Consider the following 21623-nt stretch of genomic DNA (forward strand, 5'->3'; position numbering starts at 1 on the left):
AGCAGAGTCAAGGCGATGCGATTGTTGTCCAAGCGCTTGCACGGTAGGTACCGCTTCGTATGCGCCGATGTACAGCAAGTGCGTGGCTCAGGCGACATGCTTGTCGAATGCAGGATGCGCGTGTGGCGCGGTGCGTGTGTTCCGCGCTTTGGTTCATCACCAAGGTGATACCGCATTTTCCCCGTACGGATAAATCGTCGCGATCCTGCCATCGGCGTCGTGCTGCAGCGGTGTCATCTTGATGCTGCGCAGATGCGTCTGGCCCTGGGACAGGCTGGCGTCGTGGTAGAACAGATACCACTTGCCATCGACTGCACAGATGGAGTGGTGGGTGGTCCAGCCGATCACCGGTGCCAGAAGTACGCCTTGATAGGTGTACGGGCCGTAGGGCGAGTCGCTGGTGGCGTAGCAGATCAGGTGGGTGTCGCCGGTGGAATAGGACAGGTAATAGCGCCCGGCGTGTTGATGGACCCAGGGGCCTTCGAAGAAGCGGCGGGTGTGGTCGTCGGCGCGTAGCGGGGCGCCGTGTTCGTCGAGGATCACCACTTCGCGGGTGGGTTCGGCCAGATGCAGCATGTCTGCGTGCAGGCGCCCGACCCGCGGGCCGAGCGCCGGTGCCGCGCCTTCGGGTTCCTGGTGGGTGTGCGCATAGACGTTGTCGCGATAGTGCTGCAGCTGGCCGCCCCAGATGCCGCCGAAGAACAGGTAGTGCTCGCCGTCGGTATCGGCGAACACCGCAGGGTCGATGGAGTAGCTGCCGGCGATCGGCTGCGGTTCTGCGGTGAACGGGCCTTGCGGGCCTTCGCTGACCGCGACCCCGATCTGGAAGATGCCGTCGGCGCGCTTGGCTGGAAAATACAGATAGGTCTTGCCGTTGCGTTGCGCGGCATCCGGTGCCCACATCTGCCGTTGCGCCCAGGGCACATCGCGCACGTGCAGCACTTCGCCCAGGTCTTCGGCTGGCGCATCCGGGTGCGCCATGCGAAAGACGTGGTAGTCCTCCATGCAGAAGTGCGAGCCGTCGTCGCTGAACGCCACGCCGGCATCGATGTCGTGCGAGGGATAGATGTAGAGCGCGCCGTCGAACACGTGTGCGGAAGGGTCGGCGGTGTAGAGGTGGGTTACCAGCGGTGCGGAAATGGCGGTGCGCGCCAGCGCCTGCAGTGTGGCGGCTTGCAGTTCATCGGACATGCGCGTACCTGTGCATGAGGGGGAGGGAGGTCATTGGCCCGCAACCGCGAGTGCCGCCTGGCGACGTGCGCCAAGCTCGCGTTCGATGCGCGATTCCAGCGCCTTGTCGATCTCGTACAAGGCCAGCAGCGCGGTGCCGAGCAGGAACGGGAGCGAGGCGTAGACGCTGATGGCCAGGCGGATGCCGTCGCTCACTGCGGTGCTTTGCTGCGCCAGTGCGGCGTCGTAGCCATAGAACGCCAGGATGCCCGCGACCAGCGCGCCGCCGATGCTCAGGCCGATCTTCAGCCCGCACAACATCGCAGAGAAGATGATCGCGGTGGCGCGGCGGTGGTTCTTCCACTCCGAGTAGTCGGCCACGTCGGCGATCATCGCCCACAGCAATGGGATGGTGATGCCGTAGAAAAAGCCGTGCAGCACATAGGAGGCGAACACCCACGCGATGGCGTTGGGCGGATACACGTAGAAGGCGAGCAGGAACAACGTGGAGACCAGCAGCGCGCCGCCGAAGACATTGCGCTTGCCATAACGGTCGGCCAGACGCTTGGAAAAGCCGATACCCACGATCATCGCCAGAATGCCGCCGGCACTGAACACGCTGAAGGCCGAGGTCGGCGCATCCTGCGGCCACTGCAGCGCCGTCATGCCGGCCCCGGTGAGCATGGCGTTGATGCCGCCGATGAAGCGGTTGAAACCTGCGCTGTCGAGAAACTGCGCCAGCGCGCCGGCGTCCAGGTAGTACTTGAAGTAGTAGATGTACATCCCGCCCTTCATGGCGAGATTGATGAAGACCAGGATGGTCAACGCCAGCATCACCAGCCAGGGCTTGTTGCGGACCAGGTCGGCCAGGTCCTGGCGTACGCTGCTGCGTTGTTCGCTGATCGGCAGTACGCGCTCGCGGGTGGTGAGAAAGGTGATCAGGAAGCACAGCGTGCCGACTGCCGCGAACAGCGCCATGGTGTTGCGAAAGCCCTGCGCTTTGTCGCCGTTGCCCAGGATCAGCACCAGCGGCAGCAACAGCACCTGGATCACGAACTGCGCCAGCGTCACGGCCAGGAAGCGATACGCCGACAGGCTGTTGCGCTGCTCCATGCTGCCGGTGAGCACCCCGCTCAGAGCCGAGTACGGCAGGTTGTTGGCCACGTACACCAGCATCAGCAAGGTATAGGTGGCGAACGCATAGGCGATCTTGCCCTGCTCGCCGAGCGCTGGCGTATTGAAGGCAGCCAGCGACAACGCACCGAACGGCAGCGCCGTCCACAGGATCCAAGGGCGGAACTTGCCCCAGCGCGTGCGGGTGCGGTCGGCCAGGATGCCGATGATGGGAGTGAACACGAAGGCACCCAGCAGGCCGACCACGAAGATCAGTGTGGCCGCCGCGCTGGCGGGAATGCGGAACACATCGGTATAGAAGAACGCCAGAAACGTCACCAGCGTCTGGAAGATCAGGTTGGCGGCCAGGTCGCCCAGGCTGTAGCCGATCTTCTCGCGCAGGGACAGCGGATGGGACGCATCGTTCATGAGGTCGGGCGGGCTCGATGAGTGCTGCGGAAAACGCCGCGGCGCGCGCTGCTTCGCGCGCCGTGACGGGTGATCGCAGCGGGCAAGGACAGCACCTGGAGTGGCTTGCAAGACGTCGCGAGCAATCGCCAGGCGGGCACGGACGGCGCACTCTGGACCGGCGTGTACGAGGAGTACATGCCGCTCCCGAGTAGCGGCCGCGCCCGCCTGGCGGTAAGCGCAGTTGTTTCGATAGCCACTCCTAGAAGGTACCGCGGATGCCGAGCATGACGGTGCGCCCGGGTTGATACAGATCGTAGGTGGCGTTGGGCCAGGCGTAGGTCGTGCGCAAGGGCTCGTCGGTGATGTTGGTGACGTTGAGGGTGAGCTGCGGCTTGGACGGCAGCCAGTCCAGCGCATAGCTGGCCGACAGATCCAGCTGGCCGCGCGCATCGGCATTCAGGCGTGCGTACGGAATGCCGTTCTGGTTGGCGCCGGAGATCACCATGTCGTCGTTCCAGGTGTAGGACACGCGCACCGAGGCGGCGTTTTTCTCCCAGTACACCGTCCCGTTCCACAGGTTCGGCGCCACGCCCACCGCCACCGCCGGTACGCCCTCGCCTTCGGAAGACTGGGTGACGTGGGTGTAGTTGAGGCTGAAGCCCAGGCCATCGACCAGCCTGTCCAGCGGCTGCACCCAGATGGCTTCGGTCCCGCGGATGTCGAGCACGCCATCGGCGTTGACCTGGGTCTGCACGTCGACCGTGGCCGCATCCGGCCCACCGCGCTGCTGCAGGCCAGCCTGCTGGATCGGCAGCAGGCTGTCGTACGGCACGCCCAGCTGATTGAAGGGAATGCGCCGCACGCCATTGACGGTGAAGCCGCTGATGCGCTTGTTGAACAGGGTCAGGCCCACATAACCTTCGCCGCCGGTATACCACTCGCCGCCGAAATCGACATTGGTGGACAGGTATGGCGCCAGGTTGGGATTGCCTTGCGTTGCGGTCTGCGCGGAGGGATCGCTGAAGTTGGTGTTGGGCAACATCGCGCTCGGGTCCGGGCGGGTGAGCGTGCGCGAGCTGGACAGCCGCAGTACCACATTGTCGGCCACGTCCCAGGCCGCATTGAACGAGGGCAGGGCTTCCTTGTAGTCGGAATCGAGCACCTGCACGCGGCGGATGCCGTTGATGGTGACCGGCCCGGTGATGGTCTGGTCGGTGGTGACGTAACGTACGCCGGCGTTGAGCCGCAGCGTGCGGTTCCACACCTCGGTTTCCGCGTTGGTTTCGATGTAGAAGCCGAGGTTCTTCTCGCGGATGCCGCCGGTCGAGGCGCCGGTGTTGGCCGAGTTGGATTCCGGCGCTGCATCGCGCAGTGGGTAATAGTTGGTGTCGCGCAGGAAGCGATCGAAATCGGCGGTGATGAAGCCGTCCGGGCCGGGCCGCAGATATGTCGCCAGCACCGCGCTCGGCACGGCTGAGCCGGGCCCACCGTTGCAGACGTTGCCGCCGCCGCCGCGGCAGACCACCTGTTCCCACGCCACGCTGTTGTCGAAGCCGCGGATGGTGCGCTCGGCCTGGTCGTAGGCCGCACCGATCTTGATGTTGCGTTTGTCTTCGCCGAACTGCAGGTCGGCGCGCGCGCCACGGGTTTGCGTCACGCGCTTTTCGTTCTGGACGTTGACCCGGCCACCGCTCCAGCCCCAGCCCAGGTTGGGATCGTTCAGATCCAGCGGGCTGCTGATGCTGGGACGATCACCGCCGGTGTTGCGGTAGTCCACGGTGGTGAACGGCGAGGTCACCAGGATGCTGGGCGATTCGCGCGCCAGCCAGCTGCGCGTGGCGTTGGCCTGCACGTTGAGCTTGATGTCCTGCTCGGCGCCGAACAGCAGCTCGGCACCGGGATTGACGCTCCAGAACTTGACGTTCTCCCGGTACGGGCGCGCTTCCAGAAAGTACTGCGCATTGGCGAAGGTGGCGCTGGTGACCACGTTGTTCTGATCCAGCTGCATGCCCAGCGGGATCATGTTGCCGTTGCGGCCGATCAGATTCATGCTGATGCGTTCGGTGGTGCGCTCGGCTTCGGAGTACAGCGTGTCCAGGTAGAAATGCAGGCTGTCGGAAGGCCGCCATTCCAGCGCCATCACCGCCGCGTCGCGGTCGCGATCGCCGCTCATGTGCACGCTGCGGCCCAGCCGCGGGATCAGCGCATCGCTGATCTGGGCGATGCTCAGGCCCGGATTGCGCGCCAGCAGCCAGGCCGCATCGATGGTTTCGCCGGTGGTCAGGCCGCTGCCGGCAGTGGCCGGCACCCGATCGGGAATGCGCCAGTTGCCGCCGCCGTTGACGTTGCAGGCGGCCGGCTGATTGGTCGCCGGCGTGCCTGCGGGCGGGGCGAGGCCGCATTGGGTGTAGGTCAGGCCGGGATTGGTCCAGCCCACGCTCTCGAAGCCGCGCACGCCCAGCTTGCTGCGCACCGAGGCCAGCCCGAACAATGCGCCGAAGGTGCCTTCCTCATTGGTCCAGCTGCCCATGAAGGCGCCGCGTGGGGTGGTCTTCTCGCTGGTGCTGTTCCAGTCGGCCTGGGCCTGATAGGTGAAATGCACGCCGGGGCGGTCGAACGGGCGCGCGCTGCGCATGTCCACCACGCCGGAGACGCCGCCCTCGAGCATGCTCGCGGTGGGAGTCTTGCTGACGGTGAGCTGGGTGAAGAACTCGGTGGGGAACAGGTTCAGATCGACTTCGCGGTTCTGGTTCTGCGCATTCAGGCCGATCGAGGCGGTGGCGATGCTGGAGCCGTTGAGCGTGGTCTTGGTGAAGCTGGTGCCCAGGCCGCGGATGGCGATATTCAGGCCCTCGCCGTTGACGTCGCGCGCCAGCTGCACGCCGGGGATGCGGTTGAGCGACTCGGCGATATTCATGTCCGGAAACTTGCCGATGTCTTCGGCAAACACGGTGTCGGCGAAGCCGACCGCATCGCGCTTGGCATCGGTGGAAAACTGGATGCTGCGGCGGTAGCCGGAGACGGTGACGGTATCGAGCTGGGTCACTGCATCGTTGCCGCCCGCCGGATCCGGCGGGGATTGCGACGTAGTGGTGTCGGACTGGGCCCAGGCGACCGTGCTGGCCATGCCCAGCAGGACCGAGCCCAACGCGCAGGACAACGCGGTTCGTGCGTAGCTGTTCTTCACCGTAATCCCTTCCCTAACAGGTGAGCGGGTATCCCACGCATCGCCCCGGCGCAGGGAATGCCGCCGCCGGAATCGGCGCGGCGATGGTGCGGTGGGGAAGACGGGCGATCAGTGCCGCTGGATGTTAGCGCTACCAAATTCGCAACATCACGCTGCAGGGCAGCATAGGCCTGCGGGACCGGCAGGACCGCAGCATGCGAGCGGATCTCAGCATGGACGCAGCGTCCCGCGTGGCGTTCTCGTGCTGCAGTGCGCGATGGATTCATCGCCACGGCGTGGTAATGGTAGCGCTATCACCCGTGGCGCAAGGCCACCTCCTGCAGGTGCGGCGGTCGATGAACTCCAGCGAAGAACGCGGCAGCGACACGCGTGACCGGCACCGGAGCCGTACGCGCTGCGGCCATGCCGCCAGGTCGGTTCGGGACCTGCGCGATGCGCTGCTCCACACAGGCCATGCGCATGAGTGACACGCCCGCAGGCGTACCCGTCGCTGCGTCGGCGGGGCTGGGCCGCGTGCGCTGGCGCGTCTGCGCGCTGCTGCTGGCGGCCACCACCATCAACTACGTCGACCGCCAAGTGCTGGGCGTGCTGGCACCGTTCCTGCAGACCCGGATCGGCTGGAACGAGATCCAGTACGGCTATATCGTCACCGCCTTCCAGGCGGCGTACGCGGTGGGGCTGTTGTGCAGCGGTGCGGTGATCGACCGCTTCGGCACGCGCATCGGCTATGCGCTGGCGATCGGCGTCTGGAGCCTGGCGGCGATGGGGCATGCACTGGCGAGCAGCGTGGTCGGTTTTGCGATTGCGCGCTTTTTCCTGGGATTGGGCGAATCGGGCAATTTTCCTGCTGCGCTCAAGACGGTGGCCGAATGGTTTCCGCGCCGCGAGCGCGCGCTGGCCACCGGCATCTTCAATTCCGGATCCAACATCGGTGCCATCGTCGCGCCGTTGCTGGTGCCGGTGATCGCCACCGCCTGGGGCTGGCAGGCGGCGTTCCTGTTCACCGGCGTGCTCAGCGCCACCTGGCTGGTGGTGTGGTGGGTCAGTTACCACCCGCCCGAGCAACAGCCCGGCTTATCGGCGGCGGAACTGGCGCATATCCGCAGCGATGCGCACGAACCGGTACAGCGCCGGCTGTCGTGGGCGCAGGTGTTGCGGCACCGGCAGGCCTGGGCGTTCGTGCTGGGCAAGTTCATCACCGATCCGATCTGGTGGTTCTTTTTGTTCTGGCTGCCGAAGTTCCTGCATGCCCAATATGGTTTGAGCCTGCTGCAGCTTGGTGCGCCGTTGATCGTGATCTTCGTGCTGGCCGATGTCGGCAGTATTGCCGGGGGCTGGATCGCCGGGCGCTTCATCGCGCGCGGCTGGAGCGTCAACCGCGCGCGCAAGACCGCCATGCTGATCTGCGCCGTCTGCGTGGTGCCGATCGTGTTCGCCGCGCGGGCGGACCATCTGTGGCTGGCAGTGGCGCTGATCGGGTTGGCGACCGCGGCGCATCAGGGCTGGTCGGCCAATCTGTTCACGCTGCCCTCGGACATGTTTCCACGCCATGCAGTGGCCACGGTGGTGGGCATCGGCGGATTCGCCGGCGCGGTGGGCGGTATGTTGATCGCCACCTTCATCGGATTTTTGCTACAGGCGACCGGAAGTTATGTGCCGGTGTTCCTGATGGCCGGTTCTGCATATCTGCTGGCGTTGGCCGTCGTGCATCATTTAGTGCCGCGGCTGGAACCGGCGCACCTGCCTGCGGCCGATCCGGCGCCGCCATCTTCCTGAGGGACGCATCATGCATCTGCACAGAGTGGGATTGGGCGTGTTGCTCGCCGCAAGCATCGTTTCGGCCGCACAGGGCACGCCATTGGCAGCGGGCGCGTCCAAGTTTCTTGGCAGTGCCTACAGCCCGCAACAGGCACCGGAGTTCGCGCAGTACTGGAACAAGCTCACGCCGGAGAATGCCGGTAAGTGGGGCACGGTGGAAGCGGTACGCGACCGGATGGACTGGAGTGGGCTGGACACGGCCTACCGGTTCGCCAAGGCGAACGGCATGCCGTTCCAGATGCATGTGATGGTCTGGGGTAACCAGCAGCCGGAATGGATCAAATCGCTGCCGCCGGCCGAACAACGCCGCGAGATCGAACAATGGTTCGCTGCCGTCGCGCAGCGCTATCCGGACATCGACCTGCTGGAAGTGGTCAACGAGCCGCTCAACGACCCGCCCAGCAAGGACGATGCCGGCGGCGGCAACTATCTGCAGGCACTCGGCGGCAGCGGCGCCAGCGGCTGGGAATGGGTGCTGCAGTCGTTCCGGCTGGCTCGCCAGCACTTCCCGCGCGCCCGGCTGATGATCAACGACTACAGCATCACCAACACTGCCAATGCCACGCAGCGCTATCTGCAGATCGTGCAGCTATTGCAACGCGAGCGTCTGCTGGATGCGATCGGCATCCAGGAGCATGCCTTCGAGACCACGCCGAATGTGGCGATGTCGGTGCACCGCGCCAATCTGGACGCACTGGCGGCCACCGGCCTTCCGATCTACATCACCGAGTTCGATCTGGATGGCCCCAGCGATGCGCAGCAACTGGCCGATTATCAACGGGTGTTCCCGACCTTCTGGGAGCATCCGGCGGTGCGCGGCATCACCCTGTGGGGATTCCGCCCCGGACTGTGGCGCGACAAGCAGGCGGCGTATCTGGTGCGCAGCGATGGCAGCGAGCGCCCCGCCCTGACCTGGTTGCGCGATTACGTGGCGACCCATCCCGGAACGCCCGCGCCATGACGCGGGCGGCCAACGGCATCCGCTTCCCGCATTCTTCGGCGTTCTGATTCCATGCCCACGTCCTTGCCATTGACCCTGCACGACGACCGCCTGCTGCCGGCAGATCCCGGCACCCGCGCCATCGCGCGCCGGCTGTATGCGCAGATTGCGCAGCTGCCGATCATCAGCCCGCACGGCCACACCGACCCGGCCTGGTTTGCGACCGATGCCGCCTTCGCCAACGCCACCGAACTGCTGCTGGTACCCGACCATTATGTGTTCCGCATGCTCTACAGCCAGGGCGTCGACCTGGATGCGCTGGGCATTCCGCGCGCCGATGGCACGCGCGCGGCGGTCGACCCGCGTGCGGCGTGGCGCGTATTTGCCGCCCACTTCGCGCTGCTGCGCGGCACGCCGTCGGCGTTGTGGCTCAACCATGTCTTCCATGACGTGTTCGATCTGCGTCTCCGGCTGGATGCCGGCACCGCCGATCACTACTACGAGCACATCACCGCCGCGCTGCAGACGCCGGCATTCGCGCCACGTGCGCTGTTCGAGCGCTTCAACATTGAGGTGATGGCCACCACCGAATCGCCGCTGGACACGCTGCAGCACCACGCGGCCATCGCCGGCAGCGGATGGAAGGGTCGCGTGCTGACCGCCTATCGCCCGGACCCGGTGGTGGATCCGGAGCACGAACAGTTCGCCGCTGCACTGCAGCGCTTCGGCGAACTCACCGGCGAAGACGTCTACACCTGGCCAGGCTATCTGCGTGCGCACCGCCAGCGCCGCGCCTTCTTCGCGGCACACGGTGCCACCTCCACCGATCACGGCCACCCCAGCGCCGCTACCGCGGACCTGTCGCCGGCCGAGGCGCAACGCCTGTTTGAGACCGTGGTACGCGGCGCGGCGACCCCGGCGCAGGCCGAATTGTTCCGCGCGCAGGTGCTGACCGAAATGGCGGGCATGAGCCTGGACGACGGCCTGGTGATGCAGCTGCATCCGGGCTGCTTCCGCAATCACAACCGGCCACTGTTCCAACGCTATGGACGCGACAAGGGTGCCGACATTCCGATGCGCACCGACTACGTGCACGCGCTCAGGCCCTTGCTGGATCGCCATGGCAACGACCCGCGGCTGCGCCTGATCGTGTTCACCCTGGACGAGACCAGCTATAGCCGCGAACTGGCGCCATTGGCCGGGCATTACCCGGCGCTGCTGCTGGGCCCGGCATGGTGGTTCCACGACGCGCCCGAAGGCATGTGGCGCTTCCGCGAGCAGACCCTGGCCAGTGCCGGCTTCTACAATACGGTGGGCTTCAACGACGACACCCGCGCATTCCTGTCGATTCCCGCGCGGCACGATGTGGCACGGCGCGTGGACAGCGCGTTCCTGGCCACGCTGGTGGCCGAGCATCGGCTCGACGAAGACGAAGCTGCGCAGATCGCGGTGGACCTGGCCTACCGGCTGCCCAAGCAGGCCTACAAGCTGTGAGGCGATGGGGCGACGGACCCGTGCCGGCTGCCGTTTTGCCGTACGCGATACGCTGCCCGCATATGCAGGATCCGGTGCCATGACCCCGGGGTCGTGGGCATCGGCTGCGGCGGGAGGCCTGCGCCATCGCTGCGCGCGCTGGATGCCCTTGATCCTGCTCGTGATCTACGCGGCCCTGCCTGCACTGGGCGTCACGGCGGAGCAGGCGGGTGATGCGCCGCGCGAGCGTGTAGTGCTCGACGCGCAATGGCGCTTCCAGCGCGGCGATCCGCCGGGCAACACCGTGGTGCTCGATTACGACGTGCGCCCGCAGGTGAGCGGCAGCGAGGATGGCAAGGCGGCCGATGCACGTCCGGAGCAGGCGCAGCGACTGCGTGCGTCGGCGACGAACGTCCTCAAGCCATGGATCCTGCCGACCGGCAATGCCTTGATCGCCAATCCCGCCCAGCGTCATCGGCGCCCACCCGGCCATCCCGGCAGCGATGTGGCCTATGTGCAGGCGGACTTCGACGACAGCCGCTGGCAACAGGTGGAGCTGCCGCACGACTGGGCCATCGCCGGGCCGTTCCTGGCCGATGGGCCTTATGGCGGCATGGGCCGTCTGCCGAGCTGGGGTGTGGGTTGGTATCGCAGGACGTTGGATATCCCCGCCAGCGACCGCGGCCGCTCGCTGTTTCTCGATCTCGATGGTGCGATGGCGTATGCCACGGTCTGGCTCAACGGCAAGCTGGTCGGCGGCTGGCCCTACGGTTACAGCTCCTGGAGGCTGGACCTGACCCCGTACGCGATCGTCGGCGGACGCAATCAGCTGGCGATCCGCCTGGACAATCCGCCCGACTCGGCGCGCTGGTATCCCGGTGGCGGGTTGTATCGCCACGTGTGGTTGACCAAGACCGCGCCGCTGCATGTCGCGCACTGGGGTACGCAGCTCACCACGCCGCAGGTCTCGACGGCGTCGGCGCGGGTGGAGCTGTCCGTCACCCTGGACAACGCCGCGCACACGGCTGCGCAGGCGCAGGTCGACACCGCGATCTACCCGCTCGATGCCGACAGCGGCGCGCCCCGTGGTGCGGCGGTGGCGCAGATCGCACCGCTGCAGGTTTCGGTACCGGCCGGTGGCAGCGCCCGCGTGCAGGGCGCGGTGCGCATCGATCATCCCCAGTTGTGGGGTCCGCCACCGACCCAGCGTCCGCACCGCTATGTGGCAGTGACCGAGGTCCGCCAGAACGGGCGGGTGGTGGACCGCTACCACACCCCGTTCGGCATCCGCAGCATCGTGTTCACTGCCGACCGGGGCCTGCTGGTCAATGGCGAGCGCGTGCCCATTCGCGGTGTGAACAACCACCACGACCTCGGTGCATTGGGCGCCGCCTTCAACGCGCGCGCCGCCGAGCGCCAGCTGCAGTTACTGCAGCAGATGGGCGCCAATGCGATCCGCATGAGCCACAACCCGCCCGCACCGGAACTGCTGGAACTCACCGACCGCATGGGCCTGCTGGTGGTGGACGAAATCTTCGACAGTTGGGAGATGAAGAAGACCCCGCTGGATTTCCACCTGGTGTTCCCGCAATGGCATGAGCCGGACCTGCGCGCGATGCTGCGCCGCGACCGCAACCATCCGTCGGTGATGCTGTGGAGCGTGGGCAACGAGGTCGGCGAGCAGTACACCGGCGAGCAGGGTGCCGCGATTGCGCGCGCCCTGCATGCCATCGTGCACGACGAAGATCCCAGCCGTCCGGCCACGGTGGCGATGAACTACGCTTCGCCGGACATGCCGCTGCCAGCCGCGCTGGATGTCATCAGCCTCAACTATCAGGGAGAAGGCATTCGCGATGCGCCTGAATTTGCGGGCACCGAGCGCATCCGCAAGCAACCGCAATACCCTGCATTCCATGCGCAGTTTCCGCACAAGGCGATCCTCAGCAGCGAAACCGCCTCGGCATTGAGCAGCCGCGGCGTGTACCTGTTCCCGGTGACGCCGCAGACCAGCGCACCGGTCCGCGAGGGACGCGGCGGCGATGCGGTGGCGCACCAGGTCAGTGCCTACGAACTGCATGCCGTGGACTTCGGTTCCAGTGCGGACAAGGTGTTCGCCGCGCTGGACCGGCACCCGTATGTGGCCGGCGAATTCGTCTGGACCGGTTTCGATTACCTGGGCGAACCCACGCCGTACTACAGCGCGCGCAGCGCGTACTCGGGCATCCTGGACCTGGCGGGATTTCCCAAGGACCGCTATTGGCTGTACCAATCGCGCTGGCGCCCGGAGCTGCCGATGGCGCATCTGCTGCCGCACTGGAGCTGGCCGGGGCGCGAGGGCCAGGTCACTCCGGTGCACGTGTTCACCTCCGGCGACGAGGCCGAACTGTTCGTCAACGGCATCTCGCAGGGACGCAAGCGCAAGGGCCCGCTGCAGTATCGCCTGCGTTGGGATGCGGTGGTGTACCAGCCCGGCGAGCTGCGTGTGCAGGCCTACCGTCATGGTAAACCGTGGGCGAGCGACCGCGTGCAGACCGCAGGCCGCGCCGCACGCATACAGGCCATACCCGACCGCAGCCGCATCCGCGGCGATGGCAAGGATCTGAGCTTCATCACCGTGCGCCTGCTCGATCGCCAGGGACGCGCTGCACCGACTGCGGGCGACCGCCTGCGCTTCCGCATCGAGGGACCGGGTGAACTGGTGGCCACCGACAATGGCGACCCGACCAACCTGGAGTCGTTCGTCTCGACACAACGCAATGCCTTCAATGGCCTGTGCCTGGCCATCGTGCGTGCGCGCAACGGTGCGCGCGGTCCGATCACCCTGCATGTGGAATCAGACACGCTGCAGCCCACCAGCGTGCAGGTGCGGGCCGAATGAGCGGCCTGTTGCGCACCAGCGCTGTGGGTTGCTTGCACGGTGCGTTGCGGCCCTCGTCAGCCAGGGGTCGCCCAAAAAGAGGCACGCCCACATGTCGCAGATGCATCGAACGCATGCAAGGCCGCATGTGTACCGGCGCTGCGGAGCACGTGCTCATGGCTGCGCATGCCGGACATCGTGGCGGTCCTGTCCAGCAATCGCGTGAAGTACAGCTATTGCATTCCTGCGCTCACCGGTATGCACACGCCGCATTCCACCACGCCCCTTTGACTTGTGAGAACGCCATGCATCACCGACCCTGGCTTTTACGCTGCGGCTTGCTGCTCGGACTGAGCGCAATCGCGGCATTCGCCACGGCAGCGCCGGCGTGCGCGCCCGGAGCGGTGACGCTCAAGTCGGCCTATTCCAAGGGGTTTTTGCTGGGGACGGCAGTCAATGCCGAGATCGTCTCCGGCAAGGACGCCGCCTCGGCGGCGCTGGTGGCCTGCCATTTCAATGCGGTCACGCCGGAGAACGTGATGAAGGCCGAGATCGTCGCCCCACGGCCGGGTGTGTTCGATTTCGCCGCCGCCGATGCATTCGTGGCCTACGCGCAGCGCCAGCACCTGTTCGTGGTCGGGCACACCCTGGTCTGGCACAACCAGACGCCGGACTGGTTCTTCGTGGATGCGCAGGGCGCGCCCAATACCTCGGCCGCGCAGATCGAGCGCATGCGCGCGCACATCGAACGGGTCGCAGGGCGCTATGTCGGCAAGGTGCAGGCCTGGGACGTGGTCAACGAGATCGTCGACGAAGACGGCAGCTACCGCGCTACCAACTGGGTACAACGCGTCGGCGATGGTGACACCGTGGTGCGCAATGCCTTCGCCTTCGCCCAGCGCTACGCACCAGATGCCGAGCTCTACTACAACGACTTCAATGCCTGGCGGCCGGCCAAGCGCGACGGCATCGTGCGCATGGTCCGGATGCTGCAGCAGGCCGGAATCCGTATCGATGGGGTGGGCATGCAGGGGCATTGGGGGCTGAACTACCCTAGCGTGCAGGACATCGAAGCGGCGATCGATGCCTATGCCGCGCTCGGCATCAAGGTGATGATCACCGAGCTGGACGTGGACGTGTTGCCGGTCACCAAGGAAGGGCAGGTGATCGGCACCGGACTGGCGCACAAGCAGTTCCAACTGCCGGAATTCAAGCGTTTTCTCGACCCGTATCGCGATGGCCTGCCACCGCAGGTACAGGCGCAGTTGCGCGAGCGCTATGCCGAGCTGTTCGCGCTGTTCTGGCGCAAGCGCGACAAGCTGGCGCGCGTCAGTGTCTGGGGCGTCAGCGACGGCATGTCGTGGAAGAACGATTACCCGGTGCCCGGCCGCACCAACCATCCGCTGCTGTTCGACCGTGAGCATCGGCCCAAGCCCGCACTGGAGGCGGTACTGGCAGTGCCCGCGTCCGGGCGATAGTGGGCAACGTGTGCAAGGCGCCTGCATCGGCATGATGGCATGATGGGGCCAACTGGATTCCTGGATTCTCCGATGCGCGTGCCGCCCTACCTGCTGTTGGCCGTTCCGTTGCTGGCCATCGTTGCTGCCTGCACCAAGAAGGATCCGCCGCCGCCGCGGTTTTCTGCGGTCGGGCAGGTGGAAGCGTTCGCTCCCGGATTCGGCGAGGTGATTGCGGCCGATGCACGCATCGAAAAGCTCACCGAAGGCTTTACCTGGTCCGAGGGCCCCACCTGGGTGCGTGCCGGCGGCTATCTGTTGTTTACCGACGTGCCGGAGAACAAGCTGTATCGCTGGTCCGAAGACGCAGGACTTTCCGTGCTGCTGTCGCCGTCGGGCTATACGGGTCCGGAACTGCCCACGTTGCGCGAGGCGGGCGCCAATGGCCTGTATGCCGAACCCGATGGCACCGTGTTGCTGGCCGATTCCGGCACCCGCATCGTCGCCCGGCTCGATCCGGCCACGCGCAAGAAGACGCCACTGGCCACCAGCTTCGAAGGCAAGCGGTTCAACAGTCCCAACGACGTGGTCCGTCGCAAGGACGGCGTGGTGTTCTTCACCGATCCCCCCTATGGACTGAAGGATCTGAACGATTCTCCAGTCAAGGAACTGCGCTTCAATGGCGTGTATCGGTTGGATACCGACGGCAGCGTGCATCTGCTGGACGATAGCCTGAGCTTCCCGAACGGCATCGCCTTGTCGCCGGATCAGCGCACGCTGTACGTGGCCAACTCCGATCCGAAGCGGCCGATCTGGATGGCGTACGCGCTCGATGCCCAGGGTGCAGTGACCGGCAAGCGCGTCTTTGCCGATGCCTCGGATCTGGTCGCCAAGCAGGCGCCCGGTCTTCCCGACGGCATGGCGGTTTCGTCGGATGGCCATGTGTTCGCCACCGGCCCCGGCGGCGTCATCGTGTTCGATCCGGCCGGACAACGCCTTGGCCGCATCGCCACCGGCGAGGCCATTTCCAATTGTGCGTTCGGCAACGATGGCCGCACCCTGTACATGACCTCGCACGCGATGCTGGCGCGGGTGCGTGTCAAGACGCTGGGGCTGGAGTTCGCGCCCTGACGCGGCTTGCCCGGTTGGCGTGAGTATCGATGGCGCAGGCAGGTCGAGAAGGCCTGCCCCGACGCGCTTCGCACGCGCTGCCGGTCACCGGCAGATCGCTGCGGTCAGCTCGAGCGATCCGGCCCTGCAACGCGCTCGGGCTTGGCGGTCGCCGCGAGCAAGCCGGTGAAGAAGAACACGCAGACCACCATCAGGACGAACACGCGCAGCCAGTAGTTCGCCGGGTCGCTCGCGACATCGAAGCTCACCCCGGCACACCGACGGCCCAGGCATCTGACTTCGCCGGTCGACAGCGCTTCGCGTAGGAACAGCGCAGGAACGCTCATGAATACCAGGGCCATCGTGCCGCGCAACACGGCGTCCGCACGGCTTGCAGGGCGTGCGTAGCGCCTCCAGAAGTAGCGCCAGCAAAGCCAGTGCATGATCAAGGCGGCCAGCCCAAGCAGCAGCAACGACGAGATGGGCACTGCTGTCATCGCGACAAAGCCTCCTGCTTCACGCATGATGTAACCGGCGATGTCGGTGCCACGCAGACCGACACGGTGCGAGCATCGCTACGGACGATGGCTAGTCCATCGCCCGTTCGCCGCCCAGCATCAGCACATCATCCAGCTCCGGGCCACCGCCGCGATCGGCGCTGCCGGCGGCCAGATAGAGGGTTCCGTCGACCGTGGCGACCTGGGTGCCATGCCGGCCTTGCGGCAGCGCTGCGAGCGTGCTCCAGGTGGCGGCATGCGGATCGTAGGCTTCCACTTCGTCGTGTGCCTTGACCTGCCGCATGCTCTCCCCGCCGATGATCAGCAGCTGCCCATTGCGTGCGACAGCGGCCGTGCCGGCGCGCTGGGTAGGCAGGGCGGCCGGAGCCACCGACCAGGCGCCGCGCTGGATATCGTAGACATCCACCTCCGCAATGGTCTGCGCCAGGGTGTTGCCGCTTTCGTGTGCCGAGCGGCGCCCAGCGGCGGCATACAGCTTTCCGTCGATCACTGCCGCATGGAAATGGTCGCGTGCGCGCGGCGCATCGGCCAGCTGGGTCCACTGCTGTGTCCGGGTATCGAAGGCATCCAGCCATGGCACGTAGCCGCTCATATGGCCGCGCGTATTGCCGCCGACCAGATACAGCACGCCGTCGTGTTCCACCGTGCCGGCGGCACCGCGGCGCCGGTGCTTGGGAATTTCCGGCCCCTCCTGCCATCGATCGGTCTGCGGATCGTAGATCAGCATGTGGCTCAGCGACGCCTCCTCCGGGTAGTCGCCAGTGAAGCCGCCCACGAGGTAGAGCTTTCCGGATGAGACCACCGCCTGCGCATGGCTCACCATCAGCGGTGGCGCGCTGCCCTGCGACCAGCGACGCGTACGCGTATCGAAGATCTCCAATGGACGCTGATCGCGTCCACCGATCAGATACAGGCGATCGCCGATGGCGACCATGCTGTTCTCATGGCGCGCATGCGGTGTGTTGCGCGTGGTCAGCGTTTGCCACTTGGCCGGCTGTTTCGATGCCGCCGGGGTAGATGCTGGCGGCGCCTTGTCGGCGGCATGACCCGCTGCGGGAAATGTGCCGATCGCGGCAGCAAGCAGGCTCGCGCAGAACGAGGTCTTCAACAGGCGCATGCAGCACTCTTCCAGTCACCGTGGCAGGCCAGTGTAGCGATACATGCACGATGATCCACCTGCGCAAGCAGACTGATCTGCAGCCAGGTCACGCACGGTGGATGCTATGTGTGCGATGCGTGGCTTGTGATGCGCTGCCTTGCGGACAGCCCGCTGCCAGCAGCATGCATGTGTCGCGACGCCGCCGATCGGCATGGCGCCTGCGTCGTAGTGGCTGCCAGCCTCTTCACATGCAGCAGCATCGCGCATGCGAACACTACGGCAACCCGATGCAACAGGAGAACGTGGTGGCACGCACACCAGCTAAGCAGGCGATTTCTACGACACCACCCAGTAACGTTGCCAGCGCAGCGGCGCGCGGACTGCGGCTGCGCGAGCAACATGGACGCGGCGGCACCGCGATCGGCGTGGCGCGCGCGCGCGACCTCTCCGCACAGAAATCGCTTTCCGTGCAGACCATCCGGCGCATGCATGCCTACTTCGCTCGCCATGGGGTGGACAAGAACGGCAAAGGCTGGGCCGATCGGAGCGCGCCTTCTGCGGGTTACATCGCCTGGCTGCTCTGGGGTGGCGACGCCGGACAGCGCTGGGCCGAAAAGCTGCTTCAGCGTCTGGACGCTGCCAAGACCGGTGCCGGGACGGCTGCCCCCAAGGCCGCCGCGACAAAGCAGCGCACTGCAAAGAAGACCGCGGCAAAGAAGACATCCCGAACGTCTTCGGCGAAGAAGTCTTCGGCGGGGAAAACCGCGACCAGCAAGCGTGCGCCTGGTGGCGCATCCACCCGGAAGTCGGGGCCGACGTCCGCAACCCGGAAAGCGGCTGGCAAGACGGCGGCCAAGAAGGCTGCAACGAAGAAGACGGTCACAAAGAAGACCGCATCGGGGAAGACCGCAGCCAAGAAGACAACAGCCAAGAAGACAACAGCCAAGAGAACAGCCAAGAGAACAGCCAAGAGAACAGCCAAGAGAACAGCCAAGAAAACAGCCACCCGCCGGGCCGTAGCCGGCAAACGCAGCTCCCCACGCAGTACAGCGAACAAACGTGCGGCCAAGACGTCGGCGCCGTGGAAGAAGCCCAATCCCAAGCCTGCATCGCGCTCAGGGTCGCTTTCCCCCGCGCAGAAAGCACGTGCCAAGCAGCGCGCCAAGGCGGCAGGCCGCCCCTATCCCAACCTGGTCGACAACATGGCGGTGGCACGCAAAGGCAACGCTTCCAAACGTGCCGGCGGATCAGGCGCTGCGAAGAACACAGGCGGGCACTAGCCGGCGACCGGATGTGCCAGGGTGCACGCATCAGGCGGCCCGGGCGCTACAGCGCATGCGCGCGGCCCGGGTCTTCGCGACAGCCGGCTAGCGTGCCGGAGAATGCCGCTTGGTGTCGCTGCGGCATCGATCCGAACAGTACTTCACCTGGTCCCACACCTTCTCCCATTTCTTGCGCCAGCGAAATGGCCGCCCGCAGTGAACGCAGACCTTTTCCGGCAAGTGCTGCTTCTTGTGGGGTGCCATAGTCAGGTTCCGGAGCCGTGCGGTGGTGGTTCCAGCATGTCATGGACGTAGCGCGCGAAGTTCCGCTGCTGCGCTCACCGGTGAGGCCCACCTACACCCCGGACGTGGTTTGGGCCAACGGACGCGCACATTGTCCATAGTGGGCGTACGCTGGCCTGTGCAGCTGCGAACCGGCACTGCGCAGGCATGCAGTTGCCTCATCGTCGGACAAGGAGATCCATGAAGCTGTTGCTACTCGTGTCGTCGGCCCTGCTGTATGCCGCTGCGCTGTGTCTGCCTGCCTTGCATGGCGGCGACACCAGCCTTGGTGGGTTGGCCATTCTGCTGTTCGGCTGGATGCAGGTGATCGATGGCCAGTGCGTGGCCTGGATGAGTAATCCATTGTTCCTGCTGGCATGACTAGGTTACTTCCTCAAGGCAGACAGGATGGCGGCGGTCCTGCTCATGGCGGCCTGCCTGATCGGCCTGGATACCTTCCGCGCAACCCGCTTCGACAGGAACGAGGCGGGCCATCAGGTCATGATCGATCACGTGGGTGTGGCGTTCTATCTCTGGGAGCTGAGCTTTGTGGTACTGCTGGTGTCGGTGCTGATGCGCATCTTCACCACATCCGCCGCCAAGAGCGGCTAACCAAAAGACTGCGCGCCCGCCAGGCGGGCGCGGCCGGTGCCCGGAATCGGCATGTACCACACGCACACTCCGGTTCCTCTGCGCCGTCCACACCCACCTGACGACCGCTCGCGACGATCTGTTAGCCGCTCTAAGCTAGGTACCCGGGCATCGTGATCGCGTAGCTGGCCGAGGGTGCCTGGACGATACTAATTCCACGACAGACGAGTTGACGATGAACGCCAAGGCCTCCGCTGACCAAACCATCCCGATCCTGCCCAGCCGTGCGATCGCGCAGACGCTGGCCTTTTATCGCCGGCTTGGCTTCGAAGGCGATGCGCATCCGCATGATGCGGGCTACGCCATCCTGCGCCGCGGCGATGTGGAGTTGCACTTCTTCGCGCATCCGGACCTGGATCCGGCAACCTGCTATGCGGGCTGCTATCTGCGCGTGGGCGATGTCGACGCCCTGCATGCGGCGATGCAGGCAGCGGCGCTACCGGCCAAGGGAATTCCGCGCATCGACCCGGTTGGCGACAAGCCCTGGGGCATGCGTGAGTTCGCCATCGTGGACGAAAGCGGCAACCTGCTGCGGATCGGGCAGGTCATTGCCGGTCACTGACAGACAGGACGGCGGCCGAGGTGTGTCGCCGCAGATCCATGCCGCCACGCATTGCGCATGCGAAACGGCAGGACGGCACGCGCGTCCGGTCGCCTGCCAGTCGTGATCCGGTCTGATGCCGAGGCCGCAATGCAGGTCTAGCGTGGCCGGCGGCCATCGTCGCGCCGCTGCATGGCTCAGGTGGCCGCCACCGCTGCGAGTGCATGCTCCACCTGGGTTGGCGTGGCATCGCCCAGTGCGGCATAGGCGCTGGTCAGCGCATCGGTGAAGCGCGGCTCTGCAGCCAGCGCACCGAACACGGCATCCACCGCCATGAACCGGGCGACATCGGCGGCTGCATCGCCAGTGGCTGCGCGCCCGAGCGCGCTCAGCGCGTCGCTCAACGGGTCGACCAGCGCTGCACCGCGGTGCGCCTGTCGGCGGACGAAATGCAGCCACGCGGCGACCGGAAGGCACAGGCGCTGGATGGGCCGTCCTGCGGCAAGCGCGTCGCCGATGCTGGCCAGCAGCCGCACCGGGATCTTCTGTGAACCATCCCATGCGATCTGCGCGAGCAGATGGCGAATGGCGGGATTGCGGAAGCGGGCCAGGATGGCGTCGCTGTACTGCTGCGCGTCGAAGCCCGGCATGGGCTGCAGGGTGGGGGTGATGTCCTCGCGCATCAGGGTTTCGACGAAGGCGGCCAGTGGCTGGTGGCGCATGGCCTCGGCGACGGTCTCCAGACCGAGAAGGCTGCCGAGATAGGCCAGTGCGGAGTGCGGTGCATTGAGCAGGCGCAGCTTGGCGCGCGCATAGCCGGCGATGTCATCGCTGAGAATCACGCCGGCGCGCTCGAAGGCGGGGCGGTCGTTGCAGAAGCGCTCTTCGATCACCCATTGGCTGTATCGCTCGCGCTGGATCGGCCAGGCGTCGAGCAGGCGGGTTTGTGCTTGCACGTTTGCGCGTAGTGCGTCGTCGGTGGCCGGGGTGATGCTGTCGACCATGGAACGTGGGAAGCTGACGTGTTGCTCGATCCAGTTTGCAAGCGCTGGATCGTGTTGCTCGGCAAGCTGCAACACCGCGCGGCGCAGCAGGCTGCCGTTGTCGGGCAGGTTGTCGCAGCTGAGCACGGTGAACGGCGCGATGCCGCTGCGCATGCGTTCGCCCAGGCCTGCGACAAGATAGCCAATGGCGCTGCGCGGTGTTCCGGGGTGGGCGATGTCGTGCCCGATATCGGGGTGGGTGAGGTCGAGCGTGTCGCCGGCCAGGCAATAGCCTTTTTCAGTGATGGTGAGGGTGACTAGCCGCACGGTGGGATCGGCCAGGCGCGCAAGCACGGCGGCTTGTTCGTCGGCGGCGCACAGCACTTGGCGGATGGCGCCGATGATGCGCAGTTGCGGGTGCTCGTCGAGCAGGGCGAGGGTGTAGAGGCCATCTTGCGGACGCAGAGCGTCGCGCACGCTTGGGTTATGCAGGGAGACGGCGCAGATGGCCCAGCTGGGGTCGTGCGCGAGCAGGTCATCGATGTAGACGGCCTGGTGGGCGCGGTGGAAGGCGCCTGCGCCTAGATGGACGATGCCGATGGTGGTGTGTTTGGGGTTGTAGTCGGGTTTTAGGATTGTTTGGGGCAGGTGGACAAGTGTGGCTGGGGAGAGTTGTGGGATTGGCATGGTCTTGTCTGGAATAGTGGGGGGTGCTGCATGTTTGCTTGCGGACCGTGCCCCCACCCAACCC

General features: G+C 65.9%; 15 protein-coding genes, 2 other RNA genes and 1 pseudogene. 10 read left to right on the forward strand and 8 right to left on the reverse strand.

What is annotated here, in order from left to right:
• Positions 1–156: 156 nt before the first annotated feature.
• The 4 genes from LL962_RS16145 to LL962_RS16160 form a co-directional block, all read right to left on the reverse strand.
• Entirely contained in the window at positions 157–1191 is a 1035-nt protein-coding gene (locus LL962_RS16145; protein WP_228317626.1) for a glycoside hydrolase family 43 protein, read from the reverse strand.
• Positions 1192–1221: 30 nt separating this feature from the next.
• Positions 1222–2712, reverse strand: coding sequence for an MFS transporter (locus LL962_RS16150; RefSeq protein WP_228317627.1), 1491 nt, complete (start codon positions 2710–2712; stop codon positions 1222–1224).
• Positions 2713–2814: 102 nt separating this feature from the next.
• Positions 2815–2891: non-coding RNA, sX9 sRNA (locus LL962_RS16155), on the reverse strand.
• Between the two features lie 62 nt (positions 2892–2953).
• On the reverse strand, positions 2954–5881 hold the full coding sequence (locus LL962_RS16160; protein ID WP_228317628.1) for a TonB-dependent receptor: 2928 nt from the start codon (positions 5879–5881) through the stop codon (positions 2954–2956).
• 459 nt (positions 5882–6340) lie between these two features.
• Here LL962_RS16160 and LL962_RS16165 point away from each other — a divergent pair, with 459 nt between their 5' ends.
• The 6 genes from LL962_RS16165 to LL962_RS16190 all read left to right on the forward strand — a co-directional run bounded on the left by LL962_RS16165 (position 6341) and on the right by LL962_RS16190 (position 15557).
• On the forward strand, positions 6341–7657 hold the full coding sequence (locus tag LL962_RS16165; RefSeq protein WP_228317629.1) for an MFS transporter: 1317 nt from the start codon (positions 6341–6343) through the stop codon (positions 7655–7657).
• A gap of 10 nt (positions 7658–7667) precedes the next feature.
• A complete protein-coding gene (locus LL962_RS16170; RefSeq protein WP_104588427.1) occupies positions 7668–8660 on the forward strand; it encodes an endo-1,4-beta-xylanase in 993 nt (330 codons plus the stop codon).
• Between the two features lie 51 nt (positions 8661–8711).
• Positions 8712–10133 (forward strand): glucuronate isomerase, encoded by a 1422-nt coding sequence (uxaC, locus tag LL962_RS16175; RefSeq protein WP_228317630.1) that lies wholly within the window; start codon positions 8712–8714, stop codon positions 10131–10133.
• A gap of 142 nt (positions 10134–10275) precedes the next feature.
• Complete coding sequence (gene galB / locus LL962_RS16180) at positions 10276–12990, forward strand: beta-galactosidase GalB (protein ID WP_228317641.1); 2715 nt, start codon at positions 10276–10278, stop codon at positions 12988–12990.
• 284 nt (positions 12991–13274) lie between these two features.
• Entirely contained in the window at positions 13275–14447 is a 1173-nt protein-coding gene (locus tag LL962_RS16185) for an endo-1,4-beta-xylanase (RefSeq protein WP_228317631.1), read from the forward strand.
• Positions 14448–14519: 72 nt separating this feature from the next.
• The gene (locus LL962_RS16190) at positions 14520–15557 is read left to right on the forward strand and encodes an SMP-30/gluconolactonase/LRE family protein (RefSeq protein ID WP_228317632.1); all 1038 of its coding nucleotides are present in this window, start codon (positions 14520–14522) and stop codon (positions 15555–15557) included.
• Between the two features lie 104 nt (positions 15558–15661).
• Here LL962_RS16190 and LL962_RS16195 read toward each other — a convergent pair whose 3' ends face one another.
• Entirely contained in the window at positions 15662–16033 is a 372-nt protein-coding gene (locus LL962_RS16195; protein WP_228317633.1) for a hypothetical protein, read from the reverse strand.
• 91 nt (positions 16034–16124) lie between these two features.
• The gene (locus LL962_RS16200; protein WP_228317634.1) at positions 16125–17171 is read right to left on the reverse strand and encodes a Kelch repeat-containing protein; all 1047 of its coding nucleotides are present in this window, start codon (positions 17169–17171) and stop codon (positions 16125–16127) included.
• Positions 17172–17401: 230 nt separating this feature from the next.
• Here LL962_RS16200 and LL962_RS21060 point away from each other — a divergent pair, with 230 nt between their 5' ends.
• Complete coding sequence (locus tag LL962_RS21060; protein ID WP_441004879.1) at positions 17402–18433, forward strand: DNA-binding protein; 1032 nt, start codon at positions 17402–17404, stop codon at positions 18431–18433.
• A gap of 87 nt (positions 18434–18520) precedes the next feature.
• Here LL962_RS21060 and LL962_RS16210 read toward each other — a convergent pair whose 3' ends face one another.
• Positions 18521–18679 (reverse strand): DUF2256 domain-containing protein, encoded by a 159-nt coding sequence (locus tag LL962_RS16210; protein ID WP_228317635.1) that lies wholly within the window; start codon positions 18677–18679, stop codon positions 18521–18523.
• Between the two features lie 228 nt (positions 18680–18907).
• On the opposite strand from LL962_RS16210, the pseudogene LL962_RS16215 reads away from it, so the two are divergent.
• From LL962_RS16215 to LL962_RS16225, 3 genes and pseudogenes are all read left to right on the forward strand, one after another.
• A pseudogene (locus LL962_RS16215) lies at positions 18908–19309 on the forward strand (hypothetical protein).
• Between the two features lie 51 nt (positions 19310–19360).
• Positions 19361–19436: non-coding RNA, sX9 sRNA (locus LL962_RS16220), on the forward strand.
• 87 nt (positions 19437–19523) lie between these two features.
• Positions 19524–19910: a bleomycin resistance protein gene (locus LL962_RS16225; protein ID WP_104588418.1), complete on the forward strand. Its 387-nt coding sequence runs from the start codon at positions 19524–19526 to the stop codon at positions 19908–19910.
• A gap of 176 nt (positions 19911–20086) precedes the next feature.
• On the opposite strand, the gene LL962_RS16230 is transcribed toward LL962_RS16225, so the two are convergent.
• Entirely contained in the window at positions 20087–21559 is a 1473-nt protein-coding gene (locus tag LL962_RS16230) for a mannitol dehydrogenase family protein (RefSeq protein WP_228317642.1), read from the reverse strand.
• Positions 21560–21623 lie beyond the last annotated feature (64 nt).

Source organism: Xanthomonas sp. NCPPB 1067, from assembly GCF_020783795.1.
GTDB classification, from domain to species: domain Bacteria; phylum Pseudomonadota; class Gammaproteobacteria; order Xanthomonadales; family Xanthomonadaceae; genus Xanthomonas; species Xanthomonas melonis.

Coding starts and splice junctions, on each gene's coding strand:
- LL962_RS16145 (WP_228317626.1), bottom strand. CDS start 1,191: ATGTCCGATGAACTGCAAGCCGCCACACTGCAGGCGCTGGCGCGCACC.
- LL962_RS16150 (WP_228317627.1), bottom strand. CDS start 2,712: ATGAACGATGCGTCCCATCCGCTGTCCCTGCGCGAGAAGATCGGCTAC.
- LL962_RS16165 (WP_228317629.1), top strand. CDS start 6,341: ATGAGTGACACGCCCGCAGGCGTACCCGTCGCTGCGTCGGCGGGGCTG.
- LL962_RS16170 (WP_104588427.1), top strand. CDS start 7,668: ATGCATCTGCACAGAGTGGGATTGGGCGTGTTGCTCGCCGCAAGCATC.
- uxaC (WP_228317630.1), top strand. CDS start 8,712: ATGCCCACGTCCTTGCCATTGACCCTGCACGACGACCGCCTGCTGCCG.
- galB (WP_228317641.1), top strand. CDS start 10,276: ATGCCCTTGATCCTGCTCGTGATCTACGCGGCCCTGCCTGCACTGGGC.
- LL962_RS16185 (WP_228317631.1), top strand. CDS start 13,275: ATGCATCACCGACCCTGGCTTTTACGCTGCGGCTTGCTGCTCGGACTG.
- LL962_RS16190 (WP_228317632.1), top strand. CDS start 14,520: ATGCGCGTGCCGCCCTACCTGCTGTTGGCCGTTCCGTTGCTGGCCATC.
- LL962_RS16195 (WP_228317633.1), bottom strand. CDS start 16,033: ATGACAGCAGTGCCCATCTCGTCGTTGCTGCTGCTTGGGCTGGCCGCC.
- LL962_RS16200 (WP_228317634.1), bottom strand. CDS start 17,171: ATGCGCCTGTTGAAGACCTCGTTCTGCGCGAGCCTGCTTGCTGCCGCG.
- LL962_RS21060 (WP_441004879.1), top strand. CDS start 17,402: ATGCAGCAGCATCGCGCATGCGAACACTACGGCAACCCGATGCAACAG.
- LL962_RS16210 (WP_228317635.1), bottom strand. CDS start 18,679: ATGGCACCCCACAAGAAGCAGCACTTGCCGGAAAAGGTCTGCGTTCAC.
- LL962_RS16225 (WP_104588418.1), top strand. CDS start 19,524: ATGAACGCCAAGGCCTCCGCTGACCAAACCATCCCGATCCTGCCCAGC.
- LL962_RS16230 (WP_228317642.1), bottom strand. CDS start 21,559: ATGCCAATCCCACAACTCTCCCCAGCCACACTTGTCCACCTGCCCCAA.